The organism is Zhouia amylolytica AD3 (assembly GCF_000511935.2).
GTDB lineage: Bacteria > Bacteroidota > Bacteroidia > Flavobacteriales > Flavobacteriaceae > Zhouia > Zhouia amylolytica.
On record NZ_AYXY01000001.1, the window covers coordinates 337,735 to 351,629 of the forward strand.

The following is a 13,895-nucleotide window of genomic DNA, read 5'->3' on the forward strand; positions in this document are numbered from 1 at the left end:
TCGGTTTTTTTATAGATAAATATTACATTTGAAAAAAAATAAAAAATGGCAGATTTAACACAACAAGAGTGGGTAGAACAATTAGAGAAAGATGATAACGCTGTTATCCTTGATGTAAGAACTGATGAAGAGGTAGAGGATGGGTATATTCCTAATTCTGTACATATTGATATTTATATGGGTCAAGGGTTTATTGATGAGGTTGAGAAGCTTGATAAGTCTAAGAATTACTATGTGTATTGTCGTTCGGGAAATAGAAGCGGTCAGGCTTGTACCTTAATGGGACGGTTAGGATTTGAAAGTACTTACAACTTGCTTGGCGGATTTAATGAATGGGAAGGAGAAGTAGTGGAATAAGTTAAAATATAAAAATTTTCTTACAAAAAATCTCGTTTTTTAAACGGGATTTTTTATTTTCAATGCATGAATGAGCAGTTCTTGCATTATATATGGAAGTTAAGGAAGTTTGATTTGAATGGAGTGTACCATGCGACAAATGGCCGAATCAGGGTTATATCGGTAGGTGTTCACAACCATGATGCAGGTCCGGATTTTTTTAATGCAAAGATTGAAATAGATGGTCAGCTATGGGCAGGGAATGTGGAGATACATGTAAATGCATCTGATTGGTATGTACATGGTCATGAAAAAGATTACAACTATCAAAATGTGATTTTACATGTGGTCTGGGAAGATGACGTGGTGGTTTATTCCTATGATGGACGAATTATTCCTGTACTTGTAATGAAGCCTTTGATTGGTTTTGTTACTCTTAGCAATTACGAGAGACTTATGAGGACTCAAAAGCAATTTATTAATTGCGAGACTCGTATTCATGAGATTGATCACTTTTTATGGGGGCGTTGGCTTGAACGTCTTTTTTTTACGCGGTTACAATCGAAATCTGCATTCATTGAAGGTTGTCTGCAGCAGAATGGCAATGATTGGGAGGCAACTTTGTTTCGTGTTTTAATGCGTAACTTTGGATACGCTATAAATGCCGATTCATTTGAAAGTGTTGCTACGGCAGTTAATCACAGGATAATCCGAAAAATGCAAAATGATTATACAGCATTTGAGTCATTCTTATTTGGAATGACAGGATTATTGGAAGGGGAATATAGCGATACTTATTTTAGAGATTTAAAGAAGTTGTTTTGCTTTCAGCAGCGTAAATATGGTTTAAGTTCAGGCGCTGTTATCGCCCCTAAATTTCACAGGCTTCGTCCGCTGAACTTTCCAACGATTCGATTGTCTCAAATTGCTCATTTATATAGTAAGGAGGTGCATCTGTTTTCAAAGATTATGGATTCAAACACGAAAGAGGCCTTTTATGAATTATTTGATGTCGTTGCCGGTCCTTACTGGGATACACATTATACTTTTGACAAACCTTCATCTAAGAAATCCAAAAAAAGGACTTCCAAGGCATTTATAGATCTTATTATTATCAACACGGTCATTCCTTTGAAATTTAAATATGCCCAATATGCAGGTGCGTCTTTTGATGAGGACCTTATCGGATTGATGGAGGCACTTCTTCCTGAAAAGAATTCTATAATAGTCAAGTTTGCCCAATTAGGAGTTAAGGTACCCAATGCATTCAGGAGTCAATCGCTTTTACAGTTGTATACTGAGTACTGCAGGAAGAATAAATGTCTTCAATGTGAGGTAGGAAATAAATTAATTAACGAATAGTTATTATATTTACCACGATGAACAACATAAGCAACATACGTTATTTTTTTGAAAAACACGGATTTGAAGTTTCCTCTCGTCTGGCTGAAAAGATGGGAGTTAAGGCTAAGAATGTAAGATTGTTTTTTATCTATGCCTCCTTTGCAACGCTGGGGGTTTGGTTTATTGTGTATTTAAATCTCGCGTTTTGGTTGCGTTTAAAAGATTTAGTTTATACCAAGCGTACGTCTGTTTTTGATTTATAGGATTTATGTTTAAACTCTTCAGGTCGAAATTCTATATCGCTATTGCACTACTGGTGTTTGTTTTTCTATTTGGGATTTTTGGATACCGTTATTTTGGGGAATACAACTGGATCGATGCGGTTTATATGACGGTTATCACCGTTACAACTGTTGGATTTAGTGAGGTTAGGCCTTTGGATGGGGAAGCAAAAATTTTTACTATAATTTTAATTATATCCAGTGTATTCATTTTTGCTTTTGCCATATCAATTATTACAGAATTTCTATTGGTTAGGAGTACGGTTCAGCAAATAAAACTTAGAAAGATGAAACGAAAAATCAATCAACTCAAAGACCATGTTATCATATGTGGTTATGGTAGAAATGGAAAACAAGCGGCTCTTAAGTTATTGCGATATAAGAAACCATTTGTTGTGATAGAGAGTAATGAGGAAGTTATAGAAAAGGAGCAGGATGATCAGGTTTTGTTTATTCTGGGGAATGCTAATGAAGATGAGGTGTTGCTTGAAGCCGGAATAGAAAAAGCCCAGGTATTGATAACTGCCTTGCCGAATGATGCCGACAACCTTTTTGTGGTGTTATCGGCTCGTCAGCTTAATAAGGGGTTAAACATCATCAGCCGGGCTTCTGAAGAGTCGTCGCAACGGAAGTTAACCCTTGCCGGAGCTGACAGGACCATAATGCCGGATAAGATAGGGGGAGATCATATGGCTTCTTTGGTCGTGTTACCCGATCTGGTTGAATTTGTTCGACAACTAGCTATTGAGGGGAAGGATACCATTACTTTAGAAGAAGTTTCTATGGATGATCTGCCTGAAAAATACAAGTATAAATCACTTATAGATTTGAATTTGCGAAGTGTAACCGGGTGTACGGTGATTGGGTATAAGGAAGCTTCAGGAGACTTTATTATTAATCCTGAGGGCGATACAAAATTGCTTCCTAATTGCAAATTGGTGGTATTGGGCAGACCGGAGCAAATAAAGAAGCTCAATGAAATGTTTAATATAAAAGAAAGCTTTGTGTAGTACACTGTTGTTCCTTATCGACATAACCAGGTAACTTGTTTTTATCTTGTTGAAAGTAACTTATAAATAGCTTTCTATTCGAAGGTAGAATCAGTGAGGTTGCAGGCGTTTTAAGGTTTTCAATCAGTGAATTCTCGAGTTGTTTGAATTGATTTTCAATGTAAAGGGGCTTTAGTTATAACACTTAAAATTTGTCTTGGATGATATTTTTTAAGATATTGGCGTCCTGTTTAACAAATCCTAACCTAAAATTAACGAAAAATTACATTATGAAGAAACCTTTTCTCTTGCTAATAATGTTAACTGTGACCGCTTTTTCTTTTGCGCAAGAACTAACGGTAACGGAGACAATAGATAACCCTTCCAAAATTATAAATGACGGACAAATATCTATTAAAGTAGAAGGAGGGCAAGAGCCTTATACCTACAAGTGGAGTAATCAATCGACCTCATTAAAGTCTAATATTGCTTCCGGATTAACGGAGGGAGTGCCCTATTCAGTTACGGTAACAGATGCTAATGGGCTTTCGGTAACCAAGGAGTATGAAGTGCCTACCAGGGCGATAACTGAGGTTTTTAATAGTACGATGACACCGGCAGTAGCAGCGCTTGGCTCGGTCTTGTTTTGGGATCCATTTGCGGCCATTGGAATTTATGATCCGGTGAAATATGCTGATGCTAAAATGGTAGGTATACCAAGTTGGAATGCGCGAACCACGAATAAATATACTTTAAAGAAGTGGTTGATCAATGAAGGGGTTCATGTAAATAAAGGTGATGAAATTGCCATTGTTTCCAAACGTACCGGAGAAGATGAAACAGTAACGGCTAGTGTAAGTGGAAAGTTGAATCACCTTGTGAAGGAAGGTCAAATTATTTACAATGCAGACAACCCAGAGCATGTTATTGAAACTAACGCGGATGTTTTTGCAAAAATAGAATATGATGAAAAGGTGCCATTGTTGCATCCTAATGGTGATAAGCAAACCAGCAGTATTCCATTTATCGTAGTATGGTTAGTTTTAGGAGCTACCTTCTTTACACTCAGAATGGGATTCATCAACATAAGAGGTTTCAGGCATTCACTTGACTTAGCAAAAGGTAAATTTGATGATCCTAATGCACCTGGACAGATTACGCATTTCCAGGCATTGGCTACCGCAGTTTCAGCTACCGTTGGATTAGGAAATATAGCCGGGGTTGCGGTGGCGATATCCTTAGGGGGAGCCGGAGCTACTTTCTGGATGATTCTTGCAGGATTGCTAGGGATGTCATCTAAGTTTGTAGAGTGTACCTTAGGTGTGAAATACAGAGATATACTTCCTGATGGAAGAGTATTTGGAGGACCGATGAACTATCTTCGTTATGGTCTTGAAAAGAAAAACCTTAAAGGGTTTGGAAAAGTGCTAGCCGGAATTTTTGCCGTGTTATGTGTTGGGGCTTCTTTTGGAGGCGGAAATATGTTTCAGGCAAACCAATCATTTGCAATTCTTTCCAGTCAATTACCAGCTTTAGAGGGTAACGGATTCTATTTTGGATTAATCGTGATGATTCTTGTAGGTGTTGTAATTATTGGTGGAATCAAGAGTATTGCAAATGTAACAGGTAAAATTGTTCCGTTTATGGCAGCTGTTTATGTTTTGGGTGCCTTAGCGGTTATAATATTCAATATTAAAAACGTAGGTCCAGCAATTTCGGCCATTATAGATGGAGCTTTCAGTCCTAGTGCACTTAAAGGTGGATTTATAGGTGTATTGATCGTAGGTTTTCAACGTGCGGCATTCTCGAACGAAGCTGGAGTTGGATCGGCGGCAATTGCGCATAGTACTGCTAAAACAAACCATCCACCATCTGAAGGGTTTGTGGCTTTATTAGAGCCTTTTATAGATACTGTTGTAGTTTGTACCTTAACTGCTTTAGTGCTTATTTTTACAGGGATGCATGAAGTTACCGGGGTAGCCGGGGCCGAATTGACATCAACTGCATTTGGTAGTGTAATATCGTGGTTCCCTTACGTGTTGGCTATTGCAGTGTTCTTATTTGCTTTCTCTACTATGATTTCATGGTCGTATTACGGGATGAGAGCCTGGACTTATTTATTTGGAAAGAGTAAACGTACGGAATTGGCGTACAAGCTTTTATTTTTAGTGTTTGTAGTGGTCGGTGCATCAGTGAGTTTAGGGGCTGTCCTTGACTTCTCAGATATGATGATTCTTGCCATGTCGTTCCCGAACATTATCGGTCTTTATATAATGAGTGGTGAGGTACGAAAAGACTTAAATGAGTATTGGGCTAAATTGAAGAGCAATAAGCTTTTTAGAAAACAACAACAAAAAGAAACTCCGGACACACAGCAGGCTGCGAGTTAAATAAAAGTATATATGAAAACGTCATCCCATTTCAGGTTGAATAAAAACCAACGAAATGGGATGTTTTTTTTGATTCTTATTATTCTTACCCTTCAGGGAATTTATTATTTCTTTTCCGCAGGATATATGAAGGGGACTTCTTCGAACATTCCTTTGGAGTCATGGTCGTTATATCATGATTCTTTGCCTATTGCATCTCCATCGAATTCAGCTATTCTTTATAAATACGATCCGAATTATCTCGATGACTATAGCGGTTATGTTTTGGGATTAGATCCGGACGTCCTGGATAGATTGTATGCTTACAGAGCTACGAATGCTTTTGTGAACTCGATTGAGGCATTTCAGGAAGTTACCAAAGTTTCGGACTCCAAAGTTTTGGCTATACGTTCTCAATTAAAGTTTCGACAATGGAGTGACACGTATAGATTAAGAGAGCGTCAGGATATTGAAAGGCCTTTGAAGTTAACAGTTCAAAAGCAGGATTTGAATGCAGCGACTCCTGCTGATTTGACCCGGGTTCTTGGGGTGGGTGCTGTTTTTTCTAAACGTATCGTGAAATACAGAGCTCTTTTAGGAGGTTTTGTTGAGGAGGCGCAGTTGTATGAGGTTTATGGGTTGGATAGTTTGGTTGTTCAGAGAATCATTAAGGCCTTTGAAATTGATGACCTTTCCGGCGTGAGGAAAATCAATATAAATGTGGCGAGTGTTAAGCAATTGGCTTCCAATGTGTATATTGACTATGATTGCGCTCGGGCAATTGTTGCCTACCGGACTAAAAGGGGAAAAATCAGGGATTTAAAGGAATTAACAAAAATTCAAGGTTTTCCTTCAGAAAAAATAAATCTAATTCAAGTATATTTGGAGATTGAATAAAAGGTATTGACGCAATGAATACAGAATTGGCAAAAACAATGAATTTTGATTATTCCGAAACGCAAGAAATGGTGGCTAATTCGGCCAGAGATTTTGCTAAACAATATATAGCACCTTATGTATTAGAGTGGGATGAGTCTCAGGTTTTTCCTGTTGATGTTTTTAAGAAGGCAGGAGAGATGGGTTTTATGGGAGTTTTGGTTCCAGAGCAGTATGGTGGTTCAGGGCTTTCATATCACGAGTATGTTGCTATAATAGAGGAGATATCTAAGGTGGATCCTGCAATCGGTCTTTCGGTGGCAGCACATAATTCTTTATGTACCAATCATATTTTGGAGTTTGGTAATGAAGAGCAGAAAGCCAAGTGGTTGCCTAAACTTGCAACTGCGGAATGGATAGGAGCCTGGGGGCTTACGGAGCACAATACAGGATCTGATGCAGGTGGTATGAATACTACTGCGGTTAAGGATGGTGATGCCTGGGTGTTGAATGGAGCAAAAAACTTTATTACTCACGGTATTTCCGGTGACATAGCTGTCGTTGTTGTACGCACCGGAGAGAAAGGTGATTCTCATGGAATGACGGCTTTTGTAATAGAAAAGGGAACGCCTGGTTTTTCAAGTGGAAAGAAGGAGAATAAACTGGGAATGCGTGCCAGTGAAACTGCCGAATTGATTTTTCAAGATTGTAGAATTCCTGATGCCAATAGATTAGGAGCTGTGGGTGATGGATTTATACAGGCCATGAAAGTTTTGGATGGTGGTCGTATTTCCATAGGGGCGCTGTCTCTTGGGATAGCTAAAGGAGCTTATGAGGCCTCGCTTAAGTATTCGAAGGAACGTGTGCAATTTGGTAAGCCTATCTCGGAATTTCAGGGGATTTCATTTAAGTTGGCTGATATGGCTACTGAAATAGAAGCTTCTGAACTATTATTGCACAAAGCTGCTTTTGAAAAAAATGCTGGTCGCAAGATGACTAAGATCGGGGCGATGGCTAAAATGTATGCTTCTGAGGTTTGTGTGAAGGTGTCGAATGAGGCGGTTCAGATTCATGGTGGGTACGGTTATACGAAAGATTTTCCTGTTGAAAAATTTTATAGGGATTCTAAGCTATGTACCATTGGTGAGGGAACCACGGAAATACAGAAATTAGTAATTTCTCGTAACCTGCTGAAATAGGGTAGTTTATTTTTTTATTTTTTTAGTTGCGCGATTTTGATTAATTAGTATATTTGCCGCGCTAAAAGAAAGGAGGTGTGTAGAGCATGCTAGTAATACCAATAAAAGAAGGAGAAAATATAGACAGAGCGCTAAAGCGTTATAAGCGAAAGTTCGATAGAACAGGTACTATGCGTCAGCTAAGAGGCAGACAGCAGTTTACAAAACCTTCTGTTGAAAGAAGAGCTGAAATACAAAAAGCACAATACATTCAGGGATTAAGAGATCAGGAAGAGATTTAGTCTTATTGATGTAAATGTTTAAGCCGTTATTGGGCAAAGTTTTTTAACTTTGTTTAATAACGGTTTTTTTATGCCTTTTAAAAAATTTCACGATTATCTTGCTTTAGAAAAGAACTATTCAGTTCATACTATTACTGCCTATCTGAATGATCTTGAGGAATTCTCTTCGTATTGTAGCGAAGCATTTGGAGAAGGTGTTATCGATATGGTGAGTTATTCACAGATTCGTTCCTGGATTATTGAATTGGTGGAGCGAGGTGTTGCAAACAGGTCGGTTAACCGAAAGATATCGTCTTTAAAAGCTTACTATAAATTTTTAATTAAAGTAGGGGTTATAGAGGTCCATCCGTTAGCCAAACACAGGGCTCTTAAAACATCAAAAAAAGTAGAGGTTCCTTTTTCTGAACAGGAGATGATGAAAGTTTTTGAATCTTTATCGCCGGAGGATACGTTTGAGGCTACGAGGGATCGATTAATGATTGAATTGTTTTACGGTACGGGAATACGGCGGGCGGAGTTGATTAATTTAAAGGAAGGTGATTTAGATCTCTCGGGGAAAACTATTAAGGTATTGGGTAAAAGAAATAAGGAGCGCTATGTTCCTTTATTGCCATTTGTGGAAGATTCGCTTCAGCGTTATTTGAGGCATAAGAGGGTTGTGGAGCATTCGGATTCAGGAGGCTTTTTATTTTTGTTAAAATCGGGTTATAAAGTTTATGAAACGTTTGTTTATAGAGTAATAAATAATTATTTTAGTAAAGCATCTACGAAAGTAAAAAAGAGTCCACATATTCTCAGACATACATTTGCTACTCATTTACTAAATAAAGGTGCGGATTTAAATGCGGTGAAAGAATTACTGGGGCATTCCAGTCTGGCATCGACTCAGGTGTATACGCACAATAGTATAGAGGAGTTGAAGAGGGCATATGGAAAAGCACACCCCAGAAACAATTAAATTTAATTCTTCCCGTTTTATTTGTTTAACCTTAAAAAATCAAACGAAATGAAAGTAAACACTCAATCTGTTAATTTTGCAGCAGACCAAAAGTTGGTGGATTTCATTCAGAAAAGAATGGATAAGCTAGAGGTTTTTTATGATCGGGTAGTCCATTCGGATGTATACCTTAAAGTGCAGAAGACGAGTCAAAAGGAAAATAAAATTGTAGAGGTTAAAGTTCATGTCCCGGGAGATGAGTTTATGGTTAAAAAGCAGTGTAAGACTTTTGAGGAGGCGGTAGATAGTGCTGTCAGTTCTTTAGAGCGGGTGTTGGTAAAACGTAAAGAAAAGTTAAGAGCTCACATCTAGAATAAAAATTTTAGATATTTTGTTTTGAAAAAAAAATAAAATATATACATTTGCAGTCCGTTAGAAATAGCGGACTTTTTTATTGTGTTTGCCGATGTAGCTCAGCTGGCTAGAGCAGCTGATTTGTAATCAGCAGGTCGTGGGTTCGAGTCCCTCCATCGGCTCAATAGAAAATAAAGAGAAAGTTCATTAAAATAATGGTTTGGGGAGATACTCAAGCGGCCAACGAGGACAGACTGTAAATCTGTTGGTTTTTACCTTCGCAGGTTCGAATCCTGCTCTCCCCACTAAATAATGTTAACGACTCTATTGTTGAGTTGTTTGTTTAATAAGCGGGAGTAGCTCAGTTGGTAGAGCGTCAGCCTTCCAAGCTGAATGTCGCGAGTTCGAATCTCGTCTCCCGCTCTTTTAAATTTTCAAGCCGACGTAGCTCAGGGGTAGAGTGCTTCCTTGGTAAGGAAGAGGTCACGGGTTCAAATCCCGTCGTTGGCTCATGTGTTGTTTATTATTGAACACTAATATATAACTAAGATTAAAATTATTAAATCATGGCAAAGGAAACTTTTGATCGTTCCAAACCGCACTTAAATATTGGTACTATTGGACACGTAGATCACGGTAAGACTACCCTAACTGCTGCAATTACTAAGGTATTGGCAGATGCTGGTTTTTCAGATGCTCGTTCATTCGATTCTATCGATAACGCACCGGAAGAAAAAGAAAGAGGTATTACAATTAATACTTCACACGTAGAATATCAAACAGCGAATCGTCACTATGCACACGTTGACTGTCCAGGTCACGCCGATTACGTTAAGAACATGGTAACTGGTGCTGCGCAAATGGACGGTGCTATCTTGGTAGTAGCTGCTACAGATGGTCCAATGCCACAAACTCGTGAGCACATCCTATTAGGTCGTCAGGTAGGTGTTCCAAGAATCGTTGTATTCTTGAACAAAGTTGATATGGTTGATGATGAGGAGCTTTTAGAGCTTGTTGAGATGGAAGTAAGAGAATTGCTTTCTTTCTACGAGTATGATGGTGACAATGGTCCTGTAGTTGCAGGTTCTGCTTTAGGTGCACTTAACGGTGAGCAAAAGTGGGTTGATACAGTATTGGAGCTTATGGAAGCTGTTGATAACTGGATTGAACTTCCTCAGCGTGACGTTGATAAGGATTTCTTAATGCCTATTGAAGATGTATTTACAATTACTGGTCGTGGTACTGTTGCAACTGGACGTATCGAAACTGGTATTGCTCACACTGGTGATGCAGTAGATATTATCGGTATGGGAGCTGAGAAGCTTACATCGACTATTACAGGTGTTGAGATGTTCCGTAAGATTCTTGATGAAGGACAAGCTGGTGATAACGTAGGTATCTTATTAAGAGGTATTGAGAAGACTGATATCAAAAGAGGTATGGTTATCTGTAAGCCAGGTTCTGTAACTCCTCACTCTAAATTCAAAGCTGAGGTTTACGTTCTTAAGAAAGAAGAAGGTGGTCGTCACACTCCATTCCACAACAACTATCGTCCGCAGTTCTATTTAAGAACAACTGACGTTACTGGTACAATTTCACTTCCTGACGGAGTTGAGATGGTTATGCCAGGTGATAACTTGACTATTACAGTTGAACTATTAAGCCCGGTAGCTTGTAACGTAGGTTTACGTTTCGCTATCCGTGAAGGTGGTAGAACTGTAGGTGCTGGTCAGGTAACTGAAATTTTAGACTAATTTCACAATATATATAGTTTTAAGGTGTCTGCATGCGGATGCCTTAAAACTTGAATACGGGTGTAGTTCAATGGCAGAATAGCGGTCTCCAAAACCGTTGATGGGAGTTCGAATCTCTCCACCCGTGCTAGAAAGACTTAAGCTATGACAGTAATAAACTACATAAAGGAATCTTTTGATGAGTTGAAAAACAATGTGACCTGGCCAACCTGGGCTGATGCTCAGAAATTAATGGTAACGGTTGCTGTTTTTTCTATTTTGTTTTCTTTAGCGACTTGGGGTGTTGATACGGTATTTACCAAGTTGATTGGTCTGTATTTTGATTTAATTGGTTAAACCAGAAAGAAGATGGCAGAGGGCTTGAAGAAACAATGGTATGTAGTTAGGGCTGTTAGTGGTCAGGAGAACAAGGTGAAATCTTATATTGAAAATGAGGTTTCTCGTCTTGGTTTTGAGGATTACGTAGAAGAGGTATTGGTTCCTACCGAGAAGGTGGTTCAGATCCGAAATGGCAAAAAAACAAATAAAGAACGCGTTTACTTTCCGGGGTATGTAATGGTGAAAGCCAACCTGGGTGGTGAGGTGGTTCACGTTATTAAGTCTATTACAGGAGTGATCGGTTTTCTTGGTGAGGTAAAGGGAGGAGATCCTGTGCCTTTGAGAAAATCTGAGGTGAACAGAATGTTAGGAAAGGTTGATGAGCTTTCTGTAAAAACTGATAATGTAGCAATACCGTATACTGTTGGGGAGACTGTTAAAGTTATTGATGGTCCTTTCAATGGGTTTAATGGTACTGTAGAAAAGGTAAATGAAGAGAAGCGTAAACTTGAGGTAATGGTTAAGATTTTTGGAAGAAAGACACCATTGGAATTGAGTTATATGCAAGTGGAGAAAATTTAATTTGTTACGCATATATAGATTCGCCTAGCTTCCATAATTAGGCGAACGTAATTGTTTTAAATTGAACTATAACAATGGCAAAAGAAGTAAGTAAAGTAGTTAAGCTACAAGTTAGGGGAGGTGCAGCGAACCCATCGCCGCCGGTTGGACCCGCTTTAGGTGCTGCCGGAGTTAACATCATGGAGTTCTGTAAGCAGTTTAATGCTCGTACGCAGGACAAACAGGGTAAAGTTTTACCTGTTGTTATCACGGTTTATAGTGACAAGTCATTTGACTTTGTCGTAAAGACACCGCCAGCGGCAGTTCAGCTTTTGGAAGCGGCTAAGATTAAAAGTGGTTCAGGAGAGCCTAACCGTAAAAAGGTAGCAAAGATCACTTGGGATCAGGTGAAGACTATTGCAGAGGACAAAATGCAAGATTTAAATGCGTTTACTGTAGAGTCTGCTATGAGCATGGTTGCAGGTACTGCAAGATCTATGGGTATAACGGTAACAGGTGATAAGCCTTTTTAATCTTAAAAGAATCTAGAAATGGCAAAATTGACAAAAAAGCAAAAAGAAGCTTTAGCAAAAGTAGACAGAAGTAAATTATACTCTGTGGAAGAGGCTTCAGCTTTAGTTAAGGAAATCACTAATGTTAAGTTCGACGCATCTGTAGATTTAGCTGTTCGTTTAGGTGTAGATCCACGTAAAGCTAACCAAATGGTTAGGGGTGTTGTAACACTTCCACACGGAACAGGTAAAGATGTTAAGGTACTTGCGTTAGTAACTCCGGACAAAGAGGAGGAAGCTAAAGCAGCGGGAGCAGATTATGTAGGTTTAGATGAGTATCTACAAAAGATAAAAGACGGTTGGACAGATGTTGATGTAATTATCACTATGCCAAGCGTAATGGGTAAATTAGGTCCACTAGGTCGTATTTTAGGTCCTCGTGGTTTAATGCCTAACCCAAAAACAGGAACCGTTACTATGGATGTAGCTAAAGCGGTTAAAGAAGTTAAGGCTGGTAAGATCGATTTTAAAGTTGATAAGACTGGTATCGTTCATGCAGCTATTGGAAAAGCTTCTTTTTCACCAGAGCAAATTGCAGGTAACGCGAACGAATTAATTTCAACATTAATCAAATTGAAGCCAACTGCAGCTAAGGGAACTTATATCAAGAGTATTTATATCTCTAGTACTATGAGTCCTAGTGTACCGGTAGATCCGAAAGCAGTTTAATTGGTAGTTAGAAATTTTTTTCAAGCATGACAAGAGAAGAAAAATTAACAGTAATAGAAGATTTAACTGCACAGTTAGCTGATAACGCAAACATCTACCTAGCAGATATTTCAGGTTTAGATGCACAAACTACTTCTAATTTAAGAAGAGCTTGTTTTAAAGCGAATATTACGCTTGCAGTTGTAAAGAACACATTGCTTACTAAAGCAATGGAAGCTTCTGATAAAGATTTCGGAGATCTTCCTTCTGTATTAAAAGGGAATACTTCTTTAATGTTTTCTGAAACTGGTAATGGACCAGCTAAGCTTATCAAAGAGTTTAGAAAGAAATCTGAGAAGCCTTTATTGAAAGGTGCTTTTATTGAAGAGGCAGTTTATGTAGGGGATGACCAATTAGATGCCTTGGTTAGCATCAAGTCTAAGGAAGAAGTTATTGGAGATATCATTGGATTACTTCAGTCGCCTGCTAAGAACGTTATTAGCGGTCTTAAATCAGGTGGTGGTAAATTGGCTGGTATCCTTAAGACTTTATCAGAAAAAGAATAAGTACGCACTTAATAATATTTATATTTTAAAATTTTAAAACGATAGAAAAATGGCAGATTTAAAGGATTTTGCAGAAAAATTGGTTAACTTAACAGTTAAAGAAGTAAACGAGTTAGCTGATATCTTAAAAGAGGAATACGGTATAGAGCCTGCTGCTGCTGCTGTAGCTGTAGCTGGTGGTGCTGCTGGTGGAGATGCTGGTGCTGCTGAGGAGAAGTCTGAATTTGACGTAATTCTTAAGTCAGCAGGTGCTTCTAAGTTAGCAGTTGTTAAACTAGTTAAAGAATTAACTGGTTTAGGTCTTAAAGACGCTAAAGAGATGGTAGATGGCGCTCCAAAAGCTATCAAAGAAGGTGTAGCTAAAGATGAGGCTGAAGGTCTTAAGAAGTCTTTAGAAGAAGCCGGAGCTGAAGTAGAGCTTAAGTAAGCATACCAGGCTAAAAACTTACGGTTTAGGTCTTAGGAGAAATGTCCTCAAGACCTAAACCCTTTTGCGTATATAAATATATG

General features: G+C 38.5%; 17 protein-coding genes and 5 tRNA genes. All 22 read left to right on the top strand.

What is annotated here, in order from left to right; genetic code table 11:
• Positions 1–45 precede the first annotated feature (45 nt).
• The 22 genes from P278_RS01680 to rplL all read left to right on the top strand — a co-directional run bounded on the left by P278_RS01680 (position 46) and on the right by rplL (position 13,812).
• A complete protein-coding gene (locus P278_RS01680) occupies positions 46–357 on the top strand; it encodes a rhodanese-like domain-containing protein (protein WP_038261251.1) in 312 nt (103 codons plus the stop codon).
• 66 nt (positions 358–423) lie between these two features.
• On the top strand, positions 424–1,698 hold the full coding sequence (locus P278_RS01685; RefSeq protein WP_038261254.1) for a DUF2851 family protein: 1,275 nt from the start codon (positions 424–426) through the stop codon (positions 1,696–1,698).
• Positions 1,699–1,715: 17 nt separating this feature from the next.
• Positions 1,716–1,943 (top strand): hypothetical protein, encoded by a 228-nt coding sequence (locus P278_RS01690; protein WP_038261257.1) that lies wholly within the window; start codon positions 1,716–1,718, stop codon positions 1,941–1,943.
• Between the two features lie 5 nt (positions 1,944–1,948).
• Positions 1,949–2,971: a potassium channel family protein gene (locus P278_RS01695; protein WP_038261261.1), complete on the top strand. Its 1,023-nt coding sequence runs from the start codon at positions 1,949–1,951 to the stop codon at positions 2,969–2,971.
• A 269-nt stretch (positions 2,972–3,240) separates the two neighbouring features.
• On the top strand, positions 3,241–5,340 hold the full coding sequence (locus tag P278_RS01700; protein ID WP_038261825.1) for an amino acid carrier protein: 2,100 nt from the start codon (positions 3,241–3,243) through the stop codon (positions 5,338–5,340).
• Positions 5,341–5,352: 12 nt separating this feature from the next.
• Entirely contained in the window at positions 5,353–6,216 is an 864-nt protein-coding gene (locus P278_RS01705) for a ComEA family DNA-binding protein (protein WP_038261264.1), read from the top strand.
• Positions 6,217–6,254: 38 nt separating this feature from the next.
• Positions 6,255–7,394 carry an acyl-CoA dehydrogenase family protein gene (locus tag P278_RS01710; protein WP_038261828.1) on the top strand — a complete coding sequence of 380 codons (1,140 nt, stop codon included), beginning with the start codon at positions 6,255–6,257 and terminating at the stop codon, positions 7,392–7,394.
• 86 nt (positions 7,395–7,480) lie between these two features.
• Positions 7,481–7,675: a 30S ribosomal protein S21 gene (gene rpsU, locus P278_RS01715; RefSeq protein WP_038261268.1), complete on the top strand. Its 195-nt coding sequence runs from the start codon at positions 7,481–7,483 to the stop codon at positions 7,673–7,675.
• A 70-nt stretch (positions 7,676–7,745) separates the two neighbouring features.
• Positions 7,746–8,633, top strand: coding sequence for a tyrosine-type recombinase/integrase (locus P278_RS01720; RefSeq protein ID WP_038261271.1), 888 nt, complete (start codon positions 7,746–7,748; stop codon positions 8,631–8,633).
• 48 nt (positions 8,634–8,681) lie between these two features.
• Positions 8,682–8,984: a ribosome hibernation-promoting factor, HPF/YfiA family gene (gene hpf / locus P278_RS01725; RefSeq protein WP_038261274.1), complete on the top strand. Its 303-nt coding sequence runs from the start codon at positions 8,682–8,684 to the stop codon at positions 8,982–8,984.
• 90 nt (positions 8,985–9,074) lie between these two features.
• Positions 9,075–9,148 (top strand) — tRNA-Thr (locus P278_RS01730).
• 40 nt (positions 9,149–9,188) lie between these two features.
• Positions 9,189–9,271: transfer RNA gene (locus P278_RS01735), tRNA-Tyr, on the top strand.
• Positions 9,272–9,316: 45 nt separating this feature from the next.
• A tRNA-Gly gene (locus P278_RS01740) sits at positions 9,317–9,389 on the top strand.
• A 15-nt stretch (positions 9,390–9,404) separates the two neighbouring features.
• Positions 9,405–9,476, top strand: a tRNA-Thr gene (locus P278_RS01745).
• Between the two features lie 56 nt (positions 9,477–9,532).
• A complete protein-coding gene (tuf, locus tag P278_RS01750) occupies positions 9,533–10,720 on the top strand; it encodes an elongation factor Tu (RefSeq protein ID WP_038261277.1) in 1,188 nt (395 codons plus the stop codon).
• 56 nt (positions 10,721–10,776) lie between these two features.
• A tRNA-Trp gene (locus P278_RS01755) sits at positions 10,777–10,847 on the top strand.
• Between the two features lie 17 nt (positions 10,848–10,864).
• A complete protein-coding gene (secE, locus tag P278_RS01760) occupies positions 10,865–11,056 on the top strand; it encodes a preprotein translocase subunit SecE (protein ID WP_038261278.1) in 192 nt (63 codons plus the stop codon).
• Between the two features lie 12 nt (positions 11,057–11,068).
• The gene (gene nusG, locus P278_RS01765) at positions 11,069–11,620 is read left to right on the top strand and encodes a transcription termination/antitermination protein NusG (RefSeq protein WP_038261281.1); all 552 of its coding nucleotides are present in this window, start codon (positions 11,069–11,071) and stop codon (positions 11,618–11,620) included.
• A gap of 74 nt (positions 11,621–11,694) precedes the next feature.
• A complete protein-coding gene (rplK, locus tag P278_RS01770) occupies positions 11,695–12,132 on the top strand; it encodes a 50S ribosomal protein L11 (RefSeq protein ID WP_038261283.1) in 438 nt (145 codons plus the stop codon).
• An 18-nt stretch (positions 12,133–12,150) separates the two neighbouring features.
• Positions 12,151–12,840, top strand: coding sequence for a 50S ribosomal protein L1 (gene rplA, locus P278_RS01775; protein WP_038261286.1), 690 nt, complete (start codon positions 12,151–12,153; stop codon positions 12,838–12,840).
• Positions 12,841–12,866: 26 nt separating this feature from the next.
• Complete coding sequence (gene rplJ, locus P278_RS01780) at positions 12,867–13,385, top strand: 50S ribosomal protein L10 (protein WP_038261288.1); 519 nt, start codon at positions 12,867–12,869, stop codon at positions 13,383–13,385.
• Between the two features lie 49 nt (positions 13,386–13,434).
• Complete coding sequence (rplL, locus tag P278_RS01785) at positions 13,435–13,812, top strand: 50S ribosomal protein L7/L12 (RefSeq protein ID WP_038261291.1); 378 nt, start codon at positions 13,435–13,437, stop codon at positions 13,810–13,812.
• Positions 13,813–13,895: the final 83 nt, after the last annotated feature.